Annotated in this window: 13 protein-coding genes; 8 read left to right on the top strand and 5 right to left on the bottom strand. The window is 76.0% G+C overall.

Translation table 11 applies throughout. From position 1 onward, the window contains the following. Positions 1-125: 125 nt before the first annotated feature. Positions 126-1382, bottom strand: coding sequence for a serine hydrolase domain-containing protein (locus tag D0Z06_RS11315; protein WP_117377487.1), 1257 nt, complete (start codon positions 1380-1382; stop codon positions 126-128). 153 nt (positions 1383-1535) lie between these two features. After that, positions 1536-1820 (bottom strand): HU family DNA-binding protein, encoded by a 285-nt coding sequence (locus D0Z06_RS11310; RefSeq protein WP_117377486.1) that lies wholly within the window; start codon positions 1818-1820, stop codon positions 1536-1538. A 195-nt stretch (positions 1821-2015) separates the two neighbouring features. Here D0Z06_RS11310 and D0Z06_RS11305 point away from each other — a divergent pair, with 195 nt between their 5' ends. Continuing rightward, positions 2016-2939 carry an aldo/keto reductase gene (locus tag D0Z06_RS11305; RefSeq protein WP_117377485.1) on the top strand — a complete coding sequence of 308 codons (924 nt, stop codon included), beginning with the start codon at positions 2016-2018 and terminating at the stop codon, positions 2937-2939. Between the two features lie 47 nt (positions 2940-2986). Here the strand turns inward: D0Z06_RS11305 and D0Z06_RS11300 are convergent, their stop codons facing one another. Further along, positions 2987-3160 carry a DUF1059 domain-containing protein gene (locus D0Z06_RS11300; protein ID WP_117377484.1) on the bottom strand — a complete coding sequence of 58 codons (174 nt, stop codon included), beginning with the start codon at positions 3158-3160 and terminating at the stop codon, positions 2987-2989. Between the two features lie 56 nt (positions 3161-3216). Beyond that, positions 3217-4302 carry an EAL domain-containing protein gene (locus D0Z06_RS11295; RefSeq protein ID WP_117377483.1) on the bottom strand — a complete coding sequence of 362 codons (1086 nt, stop codon included), beginning with the start codon at positions 4300-4302 and terminating at the stop codon, positions 3217-3219. A gap of 168 nt (positions 4303-4470) precedes the next feature. Here D0Z06_RS11295 and D0Z06_RS11290 point away from each other — a divergent pair, with 168 nt between their 5' ends. After that, a complete protein-coding gene (locus D0Z06_RS11290; protein WP_117377482.1) occupies positions 4471-7221 on the top strand; it encodes a SpoIIE family protein phosphatase in 2751 nt (916 codons plus the stop codon). On the opposite strand, the gene D0Z06_RS11285 is transcribed toward D0Z06_RS11290, so the two are convergent. Continuing rightward, positions 7200-8420 carry a saccharopine dehydrogenase family protein gene (locus tag D0Z06_RS11285; protein ID WP_233517604.1) on the bottom strand — a complete coding sequence of 407 codons (1221 nt, stop codon included), beginning with the start codon at positions 8418-8420 and terminating at the stop codon, positions 7200-7202. The two genes, D0Z06_RS11290 and D0Z06_RS11285, sit on opposite strands and share 22 nt — an antisense overlap. 296 nt (positions 8421-8716) lie before the next feature. On the opposite strand from D0Z06_RS11285, the gene D0Z06_RS11280 reads away from it, so the two are divergent. The 6 genes from D0Z06_RS11280 to D0Z06_RS11255 all read left to right on the top strand — a co-directional run bounded on the left by D0Z06_RS11280 (position 8717) and on the right by D0Z06_RS11255 (position 16191). Further along, a complete protein-coding gene (locus D0Z06_RS11280) occupies positions 8717-10267 on the top strand; it encodes an amidase (RefSeq protein WP_117377480.1) in 1551 nt (516 codons plus the stop codon). A gap of 325 nt (positions 10268-10592) precedes the next feature. Next, positions 10593-12119: an ABC transporter substrate-binding protein gene (locus tag D0Z06_RS11275; protein ID WP_117377479.1), complete on the top strand. Its 1527-nt coding sequence runs from the start codon at positions 10593-10595 to the stop codon at positions 12117-12119. 3 nt (positions 12120-12122) lie between these two features. Further along, positions 12123-13067 carry an ABC transporter permease gene (locus tag D0Z06_RS11270; protein ID WP_117377478.1) on the top strand — a complete coding sequence of 315 codons (945 nt, stop codon included), beginning with the start codon at positions 12123-12125 and terminating at the stop codon, positions 13065-13067. A gap of 75 nt (positions 13068-13142) precedes the next feature. Further along, entirely contained in the window at positions 13143-14081 is a 939-nt protein-coding gene (locus D0Z06_RS11265) for an ABC transporter permease (RefSeq protein ID WP_117377477.1), read from the top strand. Further along, positions 14078-15106, top strand: coding sequence for an ABC transporter ATP-binding protein (locus D0Z06_RS11260; RefSeq protein ID WP_117377476.1), 1029 nt, complete (start codon positions 14078-14080; stop codon positions 15104-15106). Before D0Z06_RS11265 ends, D0Z06_RS11260 begins: the two co-directional genes overlap by 4 nt. Beyond that, positions 15097-16191, top strand: coding sequence for an ABC transporter ATP-binding protein (locus D0Z06_RS11255; RefSeq protein WP_233517603.1), 1095 nt, complete (start codon positions 15097-15099; stop codon positions 16189-16191). The genes D0Z06_RS11260 and D0Z06_RS11255 overlap by 10 nt, the downstream gene beginning before the upstream one ends. Positions 16192-16211: the final 20 nt, after the last annotated feature.

Genomic DNA, 16211 nt, shown 5'->3' with positions numbered 1-16211 from the left:
GCCGCGCGCGCTGGGGGCAGACGCGCTGCGCGCCGGGGGCGCAGGAAGCTCTTCCCACGTCCTGAGCCGCTGGACGTGGGAAGAGCCTCCTGTGCCGGGGGTGGCGGGGGTGCCGGGGGCCTCCCTCAGTCGACCAGGGCCTGGTTGACCAGCTGGCGCAGGTAGTTGCGGATCGGCAGCGTGCTCGAGGGCAGCAGCTGGGTGAAGAAGGTGACCGTGACGTCCTCGACCGGGTCGACGTAGAAGGCCGTGGACGCCGCCCCGCCCCAGCTGTAGTCGCCGACGTTGGAGAGGACCCCGTAGCGCACCGGGTCGACCACCATCGAGAACCCGAGGCCGAAGCCGACGCCCCGCAGCGGGGTCTCGGCGAACAGCGGCCGGCCGAAGGTCTCCAGGTCGGCGTCGCCCGGCAGGTGGTTGCGGGTCATCAGCGCGATGGTGCGGGGGCCGAGCAGCCGCCCGCCGTCGTAGGAGCCGCCGCGGCGCAGCAGCTCGACGAAGCGCAGGTAGTCCCCGGCGGTGGAGACCAGGCCGCCGCCGCCGGAGAGGAACGCCGGCTTGGCGTGCGCGGTGGCGCCCATGGTGTCCAGCGGCGCGTAGGTCGTCGGCGGGCCCCCGGGCTGCCCGGGGACGGCGGTGTAGAGCCGGGCCAGGGTGTCGACGTCGTCCCCCGGCCGCAGCCCGAAGGACGTGTCGGTCATGCCCAGCGGCCGGAAGATGCGCTGTTCGAAGAACTCGTCCAGGGGCTGGCCGGAGACCACCTCGACCAGCCGGCCCAGGACGTCGGTGGAGACGCCGTAGTTCCACTCCGACCCGGGCTGGAAGACCAGCGGGACGGCCGCCCACTGCCGGCACACCTCGGCGGAGTCGGCGCCCGGCGGGGTGCCCCACTCGTGCCCCGCGGCCCGGTACATCGCGTCGCAGGGGTGGGCGTGGTGGAAGCCGTAGGTGAGCCCGGAGGTGTGGGTCAGCAGGTGCCACACCCGGATCGGCTCGGTCTGCGGGGCGGTGACCGGCTTCTGCGCCGAGCCGGCCACGTACACCCGGGTGTCGGCGAACTCCGGCAGCCACCGGGCGATGGGGTCGGAGAGCTGGAAGGCGCCCTCCTCGTACAGCATCATCGCCGCGACCGAGGTGATCGGCTTGGTCATGGAGTAGATGCGCCAGCGGGTGCCGGGCTCCACCGGCAGGCCGCGCTCGACGTCGCGGGCGCCGTACGCGCTCAGGTGCGCCAGCCGGCCGTGGCGGGCCACCGTGACGAGGGAGCCGGGCATCCGCCCCTCGTCGACGAAGCGGGCCAGCCGCCGGTCCAGGCGCTCCAGCCGGGCGGGGTCGAAGCCCACCTCGGCGGGGTCGGTGTCCACCTTCAGCTCGGTCGTCACGCGTCCTCCCTCCCCGCCGCCGTCCCCCGTCGGGCGGCGGCCTCCCGCGCATCCTGACCCACGACGCTGTGGGTCAGGCCACACGGGGTGCCGCCCGACGGCGCGGGCCCGCCCGACCGGCGGGCGCACCGGGACGCCGCCCGGCCCCTCCGGTCAGACCGGGACGTTGCTGGCGGCCTTCTTCAGGTTCGAGCCGGCGGTCACCTTGACGGTGTTGGCGGCGGGGATCTCGATCGACTCGCCGGTCTGCGGGTTGCGACCGGTCCGGGCCGAGCGCTGGGTGCGCTCGACGGTCAGCAGGCCCGAGACGGCGACCTTCTCGCCGCGGGTGATGGCCTCGACGAGCTCGTCCTGCAGCCCGGCGAGCACCGAGTCGACGGTCGAGGCGGGCACGTCGGCGCGCTTGGCGATGGCGGAGACCAGTTCGGCCTTGTTCATGTCGTCCTCCCGTTTGTGGGTGTGGTGTGGTGGTCCGGCGTCCGGACCTCGGCGGATACCGCGGTGCGGATCGCAGGGCACGGTGCCATGCCGACCCGGGCTCCCGCCACCGAGGGGGGCGGGCGGGTCCCCCGCGCACCAGCGGCCCCACCCGCCGGGACGGCGTGCGGCGGCCGCCCGGCATAGCTTGGGGGCATGCCGCAGATCCCCGGGACCGACCTGACCGTCAGCGACCTGTGCCTGGGGGCGAACGTCTTCGGCTGGACCGCCGACGAGGCGACCTCGTTCGCCCTGCTGGACCGCTACGAGGACGCCACCCCCGGCACGCTGGCCCCGTTCGTGGACACCGCGGAGATGTACGGCGACGGCCGCTCCGAGCAGATCCTCGGCGGCTGGATGGCCGAGCGGTCGATGCGCGACCGCGTCGTCGTGGCCACCAAGGCCTCGCCGGGCCGCAAGGAGCACCCGCTGTCGGCGCCGGAGATCCGGGCGGCCGCCGAGCGCTCGCTGCGCAACCTGCGGACCGACCGCATCGACCTCTACTACGCCCACTACGACGACGAGAGCACGCCGCTGGAGGAGACCCTCCGGGCGATGGACGAGCTGGTGCAGGCCGGCAAGGTCCGTCACGCCGCGGCGTCCAACTACTCCGCCAAGCGCCTGGTCGAGGCGCGCGAGACCGCCGACCGGCTCGGCGTGCGCGGGTACGTGGCGCTGCAGCCGCACTACAACCTGGTGGAGCGGCCCGCCTACGAGACCGAGCTGCGCGACGTCGTCGCCGCCCAGGGCATGGGCGTGCTGCCCTACTTCTCCCTGGCCAAGGGTTTCCTGACCGGCAAGTACCGGGCGGGGGAGCGGGTCGACTCGCCGCGCGCGCCGAAGGCGTCGGCCTACGTGGGGGAGCACGGCGACCGGGTGCTCGCCGCGCTGGAGGGCGTCGCCGGCGAGACCGGGACGACGATGGCCGCGGTCGCCCTGCGCTGGCTGGCCGAGCAGCCGACGGTCGTGGCGCCGATCGCCAGCGCGCGCTCGGTGGAGCAGCTCGCCGACCTGCTGCCGGTGCTCGACCTGCGGCTCACCGACGAGCAGCGGCAGCGGCTCACCGACGCGTCGGCGTGAGTGGAGTGGGTCCGTGGGCGTCACGCCCACGGACCCACTCCGCTCGCTCAGACCGGGTGGATGTGCGCCCGCACGGCGGCGACGAGGTCCGGGCCCACCTCGGTCACGCCGTGGTCGTCGCGGGCGTGGCCGGCCACCTGGGCGAGGATGCCCTCGGCGTCCCCGGCGGTGAAACGGGCGCTGCAGCCGGGGACGACGTCCCCGCAGGCGAAGGTCTTCATGGCGTGGGTCTCCCGGGTGTGGGGGTGGGCCGGCCGCCCGGGCGGGCGGCCGGGGCTCAGGGGCGCGCGGCGGCGAGGTCCTCGACGCGCAGCAGGCCGACGACGGCGCCGGTCGGGTCGGTGCACAGCACGGGCTCGAACCGGTGCGCGGGCGGGCGGGTGAGCGCCCGGTGCAGCACCTCCGGGACGCCGGCGGAGGGGTGCACCCGCAGGCTGACCGGCGCGGTGTAGGTCTCCCCGGTCCGCGGGTCGGCCAGCAGCAGGCCCACCGGCTCGCCCAGCCGGCCGAGCAGCACGGCCGGTGGGGCGCCGGCCGGCTCCCCGGCGTCGCAGCGGCGGATCGGGCGCACCAGGCCGGCCACGCTGTCGGTGCGCCGGCCGCGCTCGACCTGGGCCCGCACCAGCCGGGTCACCTCGGGTGCGAGCGGGGCGAACCCGGGGGCCGGCCGGCCCAGCAGCCAGCCCTGCGCGAGCGGGACGCCGAGCCGGGCGAAGGTGGCCAGCTCGCCGGCTGTCTCCACGCCCTCGGCCAGCAGCCAGGCGTCGATGCGGCCGGCGAACTCGCCGACCAGCTCGGCCAGCGCGCTGCGCACCGGGTCGGTGTCCACGCCGGAGACCAGCGCCCGGTCCAGCTTGACCAGCTGGGGCCGCAGCACCGTCATCGCCTGCAGCCCGGCGTACCCGGCGCCCGCGTCGTCCAGGGCGACCAGGGCACCGCGCGCCCGCAGCTGGTCGGACAGGCAGCGCACCAGGTCCAGGTCCCCGGCGGGGGCGTGCTCGGTCAGCTCGATGACGACGCACGACAGGTCGCGGCGCCGGTCGAGCGCGTCCTGCACCGGGCCGCTGCCGAGCAGGTGCGGGCTGACGTTGACCGTCAGGAAGGTGTCCTCGGGCAGCCGCGGCACCGCGGCCAGGGCCTTGGCGATCGCCAGCGCCTCCAGCTCGGCGGCCAGCCCGAGGTCGGCGGCGGCGGCGAACCACACGTCCGGCCCGGCCGTCCCGGGGAAGCGGGACAGCGCCTCGTACCCGGCGACCCGGGCACCGGCCAGGTCGACGACGGGCTGGAAGACCAGCGTCAGGTCGTCGGGGTCGGCCAGGAGCGGACGGCAGTCCGGCAGCGTGGCGGCGGAGGGGGCGGCCATGCCCCTCCATCGGCACGGGCCGGCCGCCGCGGCACGCCGCAGGGGTCGGGTCCCACCCGTCCGGGGGACGTACGGTCGTGGTGGCGGTCACGATCCGGGGGCCCTCCTCGTGCCAGCATGGCGGCGACGCGGAGCACCCGTGTCCCGCACGACCGCCGAGGAGGGGCCATGCTCCCCGCGACGCCGGCCGAGCAGCCGGGCGTCCGCGGCGACCCCGGTCGTGTCGCCGCGGCCCGCCGGCTGCTGGCTGAGGGGCCCGACCCGGTCGCCGCGGACCGGCTGGCCGGGCTGGCCGCGCGGCTGCTCGGTGCCGCGCGGGCGACGATCACGCTGGTCACCGACCGGCCGGTGGTCGTCGGTGGGTACGGCCTGTCGCCGGAGACGGCCGGCGGCCCCGCGCAGCTGACCGGCCCCCTGGCGGTGGAGACGGTGCGTCGCGGCGCGCCGCTGGTCGTGGCCGACGCCGCCACCGACCCGGTGGCGGCGGGTCTGCCCGGTGTGCGGTCCGGCCGGCTGGGCGCCTACCTCGGAGTCCCCCTGTCCACTGCCGCGGGCGACGCGGTGGGGGCGCTGTCGGTGCACGACGCCGTCCCGCGCGCCTGGGCGGACGACGACCCCGCGCTGCTCGCGGCGCTCGCCGGTTCCGTGGTCGCCGAGCTCGAGCTGCCGGCGGTCCGCGCGGCCGTCGACGCCTCGCTCACCCGCCTCGACGTCGCCCTGGAGGCCGGGTCGGTCGGCATCTGGGAGGTCGACCTGCGGGCCGGGCACATCGACTGGGACGCCCGCTGCGCGGCGATCTTCGGCCTGGACGACGCCACGCGGCTGCCCCTGGACCGGCTCTTCGCCGAGCACGTGCACCCCGAGGACCAGGAGCGCGCCGCCGAGGCCATGGGCGCGGCGGTGGCCGCCCGAGCGCAGTACACGGTCGAGCTGCGCGTGCTGCGCGCCGACGGCGGGCTGCGCTGGACGATCAGCCGCGGCCGCGTGCTCACCGGCCCGGACGGCGGGCCCGACCGCATCCTGGGCACGGTCGTGGACGTCACCGACGCCCGCGACCAGGCCGAGCAGCAGCTCTCCGCCGTCCGCCGGGCGGCCGCCGTGGCCGAGGTCGCCGCGCAGCTCGCGCACGGCACCCGCATGGCCGAGCTGGCCGAGATCGCCCTGCGGGGCGCGGAGGTGGTCGGGGCGGACGCCGTCGGCCTCGCCGTCGTCGACCCGCGCGACGGCCGGCTGTACGCGCACCTGTCCCGCCGCCTCGTGGACGAGGTGGCCAGCGCGGCCGACCTCCACCTGCCGGAGGGCGGGCTGGAGGTGCCGCTGGACGACGAGCTGCCCACCCAGTGGGTGGCCCGGCACGGGGAGCCGCTCCTGTTCCCCGACCCCGCGGCCGCCGCGGCGCGCTTCCCGGCGATGGGCCGGGTGCAGGCGTTGCTCGGCATCCGCGCCCTGGCCGCCCTCCCGCTGCGGGTGGGCGGGCGGCTGATCGGCTCCTTCGTCGTCGTCTGGCACACCGACCACGCCTTCCGCGCCGAGGACGTCGAGCTGCTCGAGGCGCTCGCCGCGCAGATCGCGCTGACCTCCTCGCGGCTGCACGCCGACGCGGCCCGCGGCGAGGCGGTCGCCGCGATGCGGGAGGCCACCGCGCGGCTGCAGCTGCTGGCCGACGCCGGCCGGGTGCTCTCCGGCAGCCTGGAGGTCACCGCGCAGGTGCGGCAGCTGGCCGACCTCGTCGTCCCCGCGCTCGGGGACTGGTGCTGGCTGGTCGTCACCGACGAGCAGGGCCGGCACCACGAGCTGGCGTCGGCGCACCGCGACCCGCAGCTGCGCGCCGAGCTGGAGCGCTACGTCCGGCAGATGGTCGTCGGCATGACCGAGCAGGCGGCCGCCCGCGTGGTCACCAGCACCGGCCGGCCGCTGCGGCTGCCGCGGATCAGCGCCGAGCGCCTGGAGCGGGCCCTGCCCGACCCGGCGACGCGGGAGCTGGCCGTCCGGCTCGGCCTCGCGTCCGGGGTCATCGTCCCGCTGACGGCGCGGGGGCAGACGCTGGGTGCGCTGGGCCTGTTCTCCGCCGACGGCCGCGGACCGCTCACCGACGCGCAGGTGCAGACCGCGGCCGAGATCGGCCGGCGCGCCGGGCTCTCCCTGCACCACGCCCGCCTGCACGGCCAGCAGCGCGAGCTGGCCGGTGCGCTGCAGCACAGCATGCTCACCGCGCCGCCGCAGCCCCGGCACTGCTCGATCGTCGTGCGCTACGTGCCCGCGGCCGCCGGGGCCGAGATCGGCGGGGACTGGTACGACGCCTTCCTCGAGCCCGGCGGGTCCACGGTGCTGGCCATCGGCGACGTCGCCGGCCACGACAGCCGCGCCGCGGCCGCGATGGGGCAGCTGCGCGGCCTGCTCCGCGGCATCAGCTACGCCGGCGGCGGGTCACCCGCGCAGGTGCTGACCCAGCTGGACCGCGCCGTCGAGGGCCTGGAGCTCCAGGCGCTGGCGACCGCCCTGGTCGCCCGGCTGGAATCCGGCGACGGCGACCCGGACGGCGTCCCCGCCCGGCTGCGCTGGTCGAGCGCCGGCCACCCGCCGCCGCTGCTGGTAGCGCCCGGCGGCCGGGTGCAGGTGCTCGGGGGGCGGCCGGCCGACCTGCTGCTCGGGGTCGACCCGGCCACCCCGCGCACCGAGCGGGTCAGCGATCTGCCCCCGGGCAGCACCCTCCTGCTGCACACCGACGGGCTGGTGGAGCGGCGCGACCGCGACCTGGACACCGGCACCGCCGAGCTGGTCGGGGCGCTGCGGGCGCACGCGCACCTCCCGCTGGAGGAGCTGTGCGACCGCGTGCTCGCCGAGCTGTTCCTCCCCGACGCCGAGGACGACGTCGCGCTGCTCGCCCTGCGGCTGGATCAGCCCGCGGCGACCTCGTAGGTGTGCCCGGCGGCGCGCAGCCGCTCCACCAGCGGCTCGCCGAGCGCGGTGGCGGGGGTGAGGGACCCGGCGCGCTCCGGCAGCCGGTCCCCGTCCCCGGCCAGCGCGAGGACGGCCTGCCCGAGCATGACGGCGGTGGCGGCGTACCCCGGGTCCCCCGGGCCGGCCGCGGTCGCCCGGTACCGGCGGCCGCTCTCGGTCTGCGCGTCCACCTCCATGCGGAACCAGCCGCGGCTGCGGGTGCGCTCGCCCGGCCCGCTGCCCGGGGCGGGGAGCACCCGGTCCAGCAGCGCGCGGGCGGGCGGCAGGCTCATCGCGGCCAGACCGGCGGCCAGCCCCGTGGTGAGGGCCACCGCGGAGGCCGCGCCGAGCGGGCCGCGCCCGCAGCCCATCGCCTCGCCGTAGCGCAGGCCGCGGCCGTACGCCCAGTCCTGCAGGGCGTTGCTGCGGCGCACGACCCGGGTGTTGAACGGCGCCATCACGAACGGGGCGGTCCAGACGCCGTCGCGGGTGCGGGCCGGCGGCCCGGCGTCCGCGGGCTGGCGGGTCGCGGGTTCGGCGTCCCGGTCGGGGGAGAGGGCGTGGGGGTCGGCCGCCAGCCGGCGCGCGGCCGGGTCCCGGCGCACGGCCTCCAGCTGGCCGCGCAGCGAGTCGACCGTGCCGCCGCTGATCCCGCCGCGGGCGGTGGCCACGAGGCGGACGTCGGTGAGCCCGCCCGCCCCGTCGGCGGCGGCCCGCCGGGCGAGCAGCAGCACGGAGAGGTCCGAGGGCACCGAGTCGTACCCGCAGGCGTGCACGAGGCGGGCTCCGCTCTCCCGGGCCGCCGCGTCGAAGCGGTCGATCGCCTCCCGGACGAAGAGGACCTCGCCGGTGAGGTCGGCGTAGTGGGTCCCGGCCCGGGCGCAGGCCTCGACCACGGGCAGGCCGTGCCGCGCGTAGGGGCCGACGGTGGTCGCCACCACCCGGGTGCCCGCGGCCATGGCGGCCACGGAGCCCGGGTCGCCGGAGTCGGCCACCACCAGCGGCCAGTCGTGCGCGGCCGGCGGCAGCCCGGCCCGGACCTCGGCGAGCCGCTGCTCGGAGCGCCCGGCCAGCGCTATGCGCGTGCCGGACGGGGCGTGCACGGCCAGGTGGGCGGCCAGCAGGCGGCCGACGAACCCGGTGGCGCCGTAGACGACGACGTCGGAGGTGGTGGTCACCCGGCCATCCTCGCCCGGGCGGCAGCGCGCGGCCATCCTCGCCCGGCCTCCCTCGGGCCTCCCCGAACCGCGCCTCCCCCCGGCCCTCCCCGCGGCCCTCCCGCGGTGATCCCGCGGTGATCATGGGCTTCTCGCCCGCCGACGCGCCGCTCCCGGGGTGTCCGCGGGCAAGAACCCCATGATCACGGCGGAGGAGGGGGCGGCCGCACGGCGGAGGAGGGGGCCGGCCGCTGCCGGGATGGACCGGGCCGCGGCGGGTCGCTAGCGTCGGGCTCCCGCGCTCCAGGAGGCCCACCGTGCCCGTACGACCGCCGGACGAGAACGAGGTGGCCGCCCTCGCGGCCGGTTACGGGATCGAGCTGCCGCCGGGGGAGGTGGCGACCTGGACCACGCTCGTGGCCGGCGCGCTGTCCTCCTACGACGCGGTCGAGGAGCTGCACGCCACGCTGGAGCGGCAGGCGCCGGTGGACCGGCCCAGCAACCGGCCGGGCGACGCCGACAACCCGCTCGGCGCCTGGTACGTCACCACCGACATCCCGGGTGCCGGCTCCGGTCCGCTGGCCGGCCGCACGGTCGCGGTCAAGGACAACGTCGCGGTCGCCGGCGTGCCCATGATGAACGGGTCGCACACCGTCGAGGGGTTCGTCCCGTCCGAGGACGCCACCGTCGTCACCCGGCTGCTCGAGGCCGGGGCCCGCATCACCGGCAAGGCGGTCTGCGAGGACCTCTGCTTCTCCGGCGGCAGCCACACGTCGGTGACCGGCCCGGTCCGCAACCCGTGGGACCCCACCCGCACCACCGGCGGCAGCTCCAGTGGCAGCGCCGCGCTGGTCGCCTCGGGCGCGGTCGACCTGGCCATCGGCGGCGACCAGGGCGGGTCGATCCGCATGCCGGCGGCGTTCTGCGGGATCGTGGGGCACAAGCCCACGCACGGCCTGGTGCCCTACACCGGCGCGTTCCCCATCGAGCTGACCCTCGACCACCTCGGCCCCATGACCCGCACGGTGGCCGACGCCGCGACGATGCTCGACGTCCTCGCCGGGCGCGACGGGCACGACCCCCGGCAGCCGGCCGACCTGCAGGCGGGTGGCTACGCGGCGGCCCTGGACGGCGACGTCCGCGGGCTGCGCGTCGGGGTCCTGACCGATGGCTTCGGCTGGGCGGAGCTGTCCGAGCCCGGCGTCGACGACACCGTGCGGGCCGCCGCCCGGCGGCTGGGCGAGCTGGGCGTCGACGTCGTCGAGCTGGAGCTGCCCTGGCACCGGCACGCGCTGCACGTCTGGAACGTGATCGCCACCGACGGCGCGACCGTGCAGATGATCGAGGGCAACGGGTACGGCCAGAACTGGGAGGGGCGCTACGACCCCGAGCTCATCGCGCACTACGGCCGCCGCCGGCGCGAGGTGACCGACCGCTGGTCGCCCACGGTCACCCTCGTCGCGCTGGCCGGCCGCTGGTCGGCCGAGCGGGAGCACACCCGGCACTACGCGATGGCGCAGAACCTGGGCGCGGAGGTCCGCCGGCAGTACGACCGGGCGCTGGCCGACGTCGACCTGCTCGTGCTGCCCACGGTGCCGATGGTGGCCCCGGAGATCCCCGCGCCGGACGACCCGCTCGAGATCCGCATCGCCCGCGGGCTGGAGATGATCGTCAACTGCGCGCCGTTCGACGTCAGCGGGCACCCGGCGACGAGCGTCCCGGCGGGGCTGTCGGACGGGTTGCCGGTCGGCATGATGCTGGTCGGCCGGCGGTTCGAGGACGCCACCTGCCTGCGGGTCGCGCACGCCTTCGAGCAGCTCGTCGGCGGCTTCCCGCGCCCGGCCGACCGCGCGGCCGCCCCGGCCTGAGCCGCCCCTGCCCCGGGCGGCCCCCGACCCGCCCGGGGCCGCTGCGCCGCCGTGATCATGGGGCTCTGGCACGCCCGCGCGGCGTGTCGACCCGTGTCCCGTGCAAGACCCCCATGATCACCGCGGGGAGGGGGCCGCGGGGAGGGGGCCGCGGGGAGGGGGCCGCGGGGAGGGGGCGCGCGGGAGGGCGGCCGTCGACGGGGCGGCGGCCGGTCGTGCGCAACGATCACGGGCAGGCAACGATCACGGCTTCGACCTGCGAGGTGGCCGCCGCGGGGTCAGGGTCGAGGGCGGACGACGAACCGCCGAATCCCCGGAGGTCCCCGTGCGTGCTCCTCGAACGCTGTCGTCGGTCGCGGCCGGCGCCCTGCTGCTCACCGCCTGCTCGGGCGGGGAGAGCGTCGACACCGGCGGGGGAGGCGGCGGCGGGGGCGAGAACGTTCTGGTGGCCGCGGTGAGCGCCCAGCCCGACCAGCTCGACCCGCACGTCACCAGCGCCTACCCGAGCTTCCAGGTGCTGGAGAACGTCTACGACACCCTCGTGGTCCCCAACGCCGAGGACCTCACGATGGAGCCCAGCCTGGCCACCGGGTGGGAGACCAGCGAGGACGGCCTGACCTGGACCTTCACGCTCCGGGACGACGTCACCTTCCACGACGGCAGCGAGTTCGACGCCGCCGACGTCGTCTACTCCTACAACCGGATCATCGACGAGCAGCTCAACAACGCCTACCGCTTCGCGACGGTGGAGTCGGTGGAGGCCGTCGACCCGCAGACGGTGGAGATCCGGGTCACCCAGCCGACGCCGAACCTGCCCGCGCTCATCGGCGGCTTCAAGGGCATGGCGATCCTCCCCGAGGGCGCGGCCGACCAGGTCGACCTCACCACCGAGGCGATCGGCACCGGCCCCTTCCAGCTGGAGAGCTCCGACGCCGGCAGCACCGTGCTCACCGCCTACGAGGACTACTGGGGCGGCGCGCCGACGGTCGACGGGGTGGAGTTCCGCTACATCACCGAGCCCGCCGCGGCGCTGACCGCGCTGCAGAACGGCGAGGTGGACTGGACCGACAACATCCCGCCGCAGCAGGTCAGCGCGCTGGAGAGCGAGGAGGGCGTCGAGCTCCAGAGCATCCCCAGCGTCGACTACTGGTACATGACGATGAACTACGACCGGCCGCCGTTCGACAACCGCGACGTGCGCCGGGCCGTCGCCACCGCCGTCGACCGGGCCGCGGTCACCGAGGCCGCCCGCTTCGAGGCGGCCCAGCCGAACCAGACCGCGATCCCCGAGGACAACTTCTACGCCTCGGACTACGCGCCCTTCGACACGAACCAGGACGCCGCCCGCCAGCTGCTCGAGCAGTCCGGCGTGCCGCTGCCGATCGAGATGGGCCTGATGGTCACCGACGAGTTCCCCGAGACGGTGACCGCCGCGCAGGTGATCGCCAGCCAGCTCGAGCCGATCGGCATCAACGTCAACGTCGAGACGCTGGACTTCGCCACCTGGCTGGACCGGGAGGCCCAGGGCGACTTCGACGCCTTCATGCTGGGCTGGCTGGGCAACATCGACCCGTTCGACTACTACCACGCGCAGCACATCACCGACGGGTCCAGCAACTACCAGGGCTACAGCAACCCCGAGGTCGACCGGCTGCTCAACGAGGCGGCCACGGAGACCGACGAGGACGCCCGGCGCGACCTGTACAACCAGGCGGTCCAGCTGATCGTCGACGACGTGTCCTACCTGTACCTGTACAACCCGAACGTGGTGCAGGCCTGGACGCCGGGGCTGACCGGGTACCAGATCCGACCCGACAAGGCGATCAACTTCGAGACCGTCGAGCTGCCCTGAGCCGTGGGCGGTTACCTGCTGCGCCGCGTCGGCCAGGCCGCTGTCGTCCTGGTCGGCGTGAGCGTGGTCGTCTTCGGGCTGCTCCAGCTGGTGCCGGGCGACCCGATCCGGCTCGCGCTGGGCACCCGCTTCTCCCAGGAGACCTACGACGCGCTGCTCGAGCGCTCCGGCCTGGACCAGCCGGTGCTCCAGCAGTACGTCACCTGGGCCGGCAACGCGCTGACCGGTGACCTGGGGGTGAGCTTCCGCAGCGGCGAGCCGGTCACCCAGCTCGTCCTGGAGCGGCTGCCGGCGACGCTCACGCTGGCGTTCGCCTCGATCCTGGTGGCGCTGCTGATCGCCGTCCCGCTGGGCACCCTCTCGGCGCTGCGCCCGCGGTCGGTGGTCGACCGGGGCGCCACCGTGCTCAGCCAGTTCGGCATCTCGGTGCCGGATTTCTGGATGGCGATCGTGCTCATCCTGATCTTCGCCGGGACGCTGGGCTGGCTGCCCTCCGGCGGGTACGTGCCGCTCACCGAGGACCCGCTGGGCTGGCTGCAGCGGCTGATCCTGCCGGCGATCGTGACCGGCGTGGTCTCCGGCTCGGTCATCACCCGGTTCGTGCGCTCCAGCGTGCTGGAGGTGCTGGGCCAGGACCACGTGCGGACGGCGCAGGCCAAGGGCATGGCGACCCGCCAGGTGCTCGGCTGGCACGTGCTGCGCAACGCCCTGCTGCCGCTGGTCACCGTCACCGGCGTGCAGCTGGCCTACCTGCTGTCGGGGGTGGTGGTCGTGGAGATCGTGTTCGCCTGGCCGGGCCTGGGCCAGCTGGCGCTGCAGTCGGTGCAGGCCCGCGACTACCCGGTGCTTCAGGGCGCCGTCCTGCTGTTCGCGCTCGTCTTCCTCGTCATCAACCTGGTGGTGGACCTGCTGTACAGCGTGATCGACCCGAGGATCGCCCGGCGATGACAGACAACCGAGGCCGGCAGCGATGACCCACAGCCGAGGCCGGCAGCCGGCCGCACACAGCCGAGGCCTGCCGCGATGACCGGCCAGCCCTACCCCGAACCGGCGGCGAGCCCCACCGCGACCGAGGCCGGCCGCGAGCCCTCGCTGCGCCCCGCCCGCCCGCGCTGGCGGGAGACCCTCGGGCTGCTGGCCCGCAACCCGACCGCGGCCGGCGCCGCGACGGTCCTCGTGCTCGTCGCGCTCGTGGCCGTCTTCGACCAGCAGCTGGCCCCCGAGGGGCCGAACGAGATCTCCGTCGAGGACCGGCTGCAGCCGCCCAGCACCGAGCACTGGTTCGGCACCGACGACCTCGGCCGCGACGTCCTCAGCCGGATCATCCTGGGCGCCTCGGTGTCCCTGCGGGTCGGGTTCACCGCCGTCGGCATCGCCCTGGTCGTGGGCACGCTGATCGGCCTGCTCGCCGGCTACTACGGCAAGTGGGTCGACGACGTCCTCATGCGCTTCATGGACGTGATCTTCGCGTTCCCGGCGGTGCTGCTGGCCATCGCGGTGCTCGCCGTCCGCGGGCCCGGGCCGACCAACACCGCCATCGCGATCGCGGTCGTCTACGTGCCGATCTTCGCGCGGGTGACCCGGGCCAGCGTGCTCGGCGTGCGGGAGGAGGTCTACGTGCGGGCCTCCCGCTCGGTCGGCGCCTCCGACCTGCGCCTGCTGACCCGGCACATCCTGCCCAACGCCGCGCCGCCGATCATCGTGCAGACCTCGATCAGCCTGGCCTTCGCCGTCCTCGCCGAGGCGGCGCTGTCCTTCCTCGGCCTGGGCACCCAGCCGCCGAACCCGTCGTGGGGGCTGATGCTCGCCGAGGGCCGCGGCTACATCGAGCTGGCCTGGTGGATCGCCTTCTTCCCGGGCATGGCGATCTTCCTCGTCGTCCTGTGCTTCAACCTGCTCGGCGACGGACTGCGCGACGTCCTCGACCCCCGGCAGCGGACGGCGATGGGGGGTGGCCGGTGAGCGAGCCCGTGCTGGAGGTCGAGGACCTGCGGGTGGACCTGCGCACCCCGCGCGGGACGGCGCACGTGGTGAACGGCCTGAGCTACACCGTGGGCCGCGGCGAGACGGTGGCGGTGGTGGGGGAGTCCGGCAGCGGCAAGAGCGTCTCGGTGCTCGCCCTGCTCGGCCTGCTGCCCTCCCGGACGGCGACGGTGACCGGCCGCGCCGCCCTGCAGGGCGAGGACCTGCTCACCATGTCGAAGAACCGGCTGCGGGAGGTCCGCGGCCCGGGCGTCGGCATGGTCTTCCAGGACCCGATGACCTCGCTGAACCCGGTGCTCACCATCGGCCGCCAGCTGGCCGAGGCGGTGCGCGCGCACGGGGAGAGCTCCAAGGCCGCCGCCCGGGAGCGCGCAGTCGACCTGCTCCGCGAGGTCGGCCTCCCCGACCCCGACCGCGCGGTGGACCGCTACCCGCACCAGCTCTCCGGCGGCATGCGGCAGCGGGTCATCATCGCGATCGCGCTGGCCAACTCCCCGGCGCTGCTGATCGCCGACGAGGCCACCACCGCCCTCGACGTCACCGTGCAGGCGCAGATCATCGAGCTGGTGGACCGGCTGCAGGAGGACCACGGCACCGGCGTCGTGTGGATCACCCACGACCTCGGGGTGGTCGCCGGCATCGCCGACCGGGTGCTGGTCATGTACGGCGGCCGGTGCGTGGAGGACGGCACGGTGGACGACGTCCTCGAGCGCCCGGCCCACCCCTACACGCGCGGCCTGCTCGGCGCGCTGCCCGACCTGGCCGAGGAGACCGGGGACGGCGAGGTGCCCGACCTCGCCACCGTGCCCGGCGTCCCCCCACCGCCGACCGACCTGCCCGAGGGGTGCGTGTTCTGGCCGCGCTGCCCGGTGCGCTCGGACCCGCGCTGCGAGACCGAGCAGCCGCCCCTGGACCTGGTGGGGGGACCGCTGCTCACGAAGGGCGACGGGTTGCCGCACCGCGCGGCGACCTGGTGCCGGGAGGGGGACGACCGGTGGACCTGACCAAGCGGGCCGAGCCCGAGCGGGACGTGCTGGTCTCCGCCCGCGGGCTGGAGGTGCACTTCCCGATCCGCGGCAGCGGCTTCCGCCGGCGGCCGATCGGGGCGGTGCGGGCCGTCGACGGCGTCGACCTGGACGTGTACCGCGGCGAGACGCTGGGGCTGGTCGGGGAGTCCGGCTGCGGGAAGTCGACCCTGGGCAACGCGCTGCTGCGCCTCGTGCCGCCCACCGGCGGCCGGGTGACCTTCGACGGCATCGACGTCACCGCGCTGGACCGGCGGCGGCTGCGGGAGCTGCGCCGCCGCGCCGGGATGGTGTTCCAGGACCCCTTCGCCTCCCTCGACCCCCGGCGCACCGTGGCCCAGACGGTGTCCGAGCCGCTCGAGGTGCACGGGCTGGCCGGGGACCGGCGGGAGCGGGCGGCCCGGGTCGGGGAGCTGCTCGAGCTGGTGGGGCTGGACCCCGCGGTCGCCGGGCGCTACCCGCACGAGTTCTCCGGCGGGCAGCGGCAGCGGGTGGGCATCGCCCGAGCGCTGGCCGGGGAGCCGGACTTCCTGGTGTGCGACGAGGCGATCGCCTCGCTCGACGTGAGCGTGCAGGCCCAGGTGCTCAACCTGCTGCGCCGGCTGCAGCGGCAGCTGGGCCTGACCCTGCTGTTCGTCTCGCACGACCTGTCGGCGGTGCGGCACATCTCCGACCGCATCGCCGTCATGTACCTGGGCCGCATCGTCGAGGTGGGCCCGGCCGCGGCGGTCGCCGGCGACCCGCAGATGCCCTACACGCGGGCGCTGCTGTCGGCGGTGCCCGTGCCGCACCCGGAGCTCGAGCGCTCCCGGCAGCGGGTGGTGCTCGGCGGCGACGTGCCCTCGCCGGCCGCCGTCCCGAGCGGGTGCCGCTTCCGCACCCGCTGCCCGGACGTCTTCGAGCCGTGCCCCGACGTCGACCCGGCGCTGCAGCCGGTCGGGTCGGCACCCGGCCACCTGGCCGCCTGCCACCTGCACGGCGTCGTCGGCACGCCGGTGGCGGCGGAGGCGGACGGCGCCGCGGACCGGCCGCCGCGCGCCGCCACCGGCTCCGCGGCCCGGTAGTCCGGGCCGGCCGCGGCGCG

It is taken from the genome of Geodermatophilus marinus, from assembly GCF_003428645.1.
Taxonomy (GTDB): domain Bacteria; phylum Actinomycetota; class Actinomycetes; order Mycobacteriales; family Geodermatophilaceae; genus Geodermatophilus.
This window is presented reverse-complemented; position numbering and strand designations above follow the sequence as displayed.

What these genes read in the sequence shown, in the direction of transcription:
- D0Z06_RS11295 (WP_117377483.1), bottom strand. Translation starts at nt 4,302, where the DNA reads ATGGCCGCCCCCTCCGCCGCCACGCTGCCGGACTGCCGTCCGCTCCTG.
- D0Z06_RS11265 (WP_117377477.1), top strand. Translation starts at nt 13,143, where the DNA reads ATGACCGGCCAGCCCTACCCCGAACCGGCGGCGAGCCCCACCGCGACC.
- D0Z06_RS11305 (WP_117377485.1), top strand. Translation starts at nt 2,016, where the DNA reads ATGCCGCAGATCCCCGGGACCGACCTGACCGTCAGCGACCTGTGCCTG.
- D0Z06_RS11290 (WP_117377482.1), top strand. Translation starts at nt 4,471, where the DNA reads ATGCTCCCCGCGACGCCGGCCGAGCAGCCGGGCGTCCGCGGCGACCCC.
- D0Z06_RS11300 (WP_117377484.1), bottom strand. Translation starts at nt 3,160, where the DNA reads ATGAAGACCTTCGCCTGCGGGGACGTCGTCCCCGGCTGCAGCGCCCGT.
- D0Z06_RS11310 (WP_117377486.1), bottom strand. Translation starts at nt 1,820, where the DNA reads ATGAACAAGGCCGAACTGGTCTCCGCCATCGCCAAGCGCGCCGACGTG.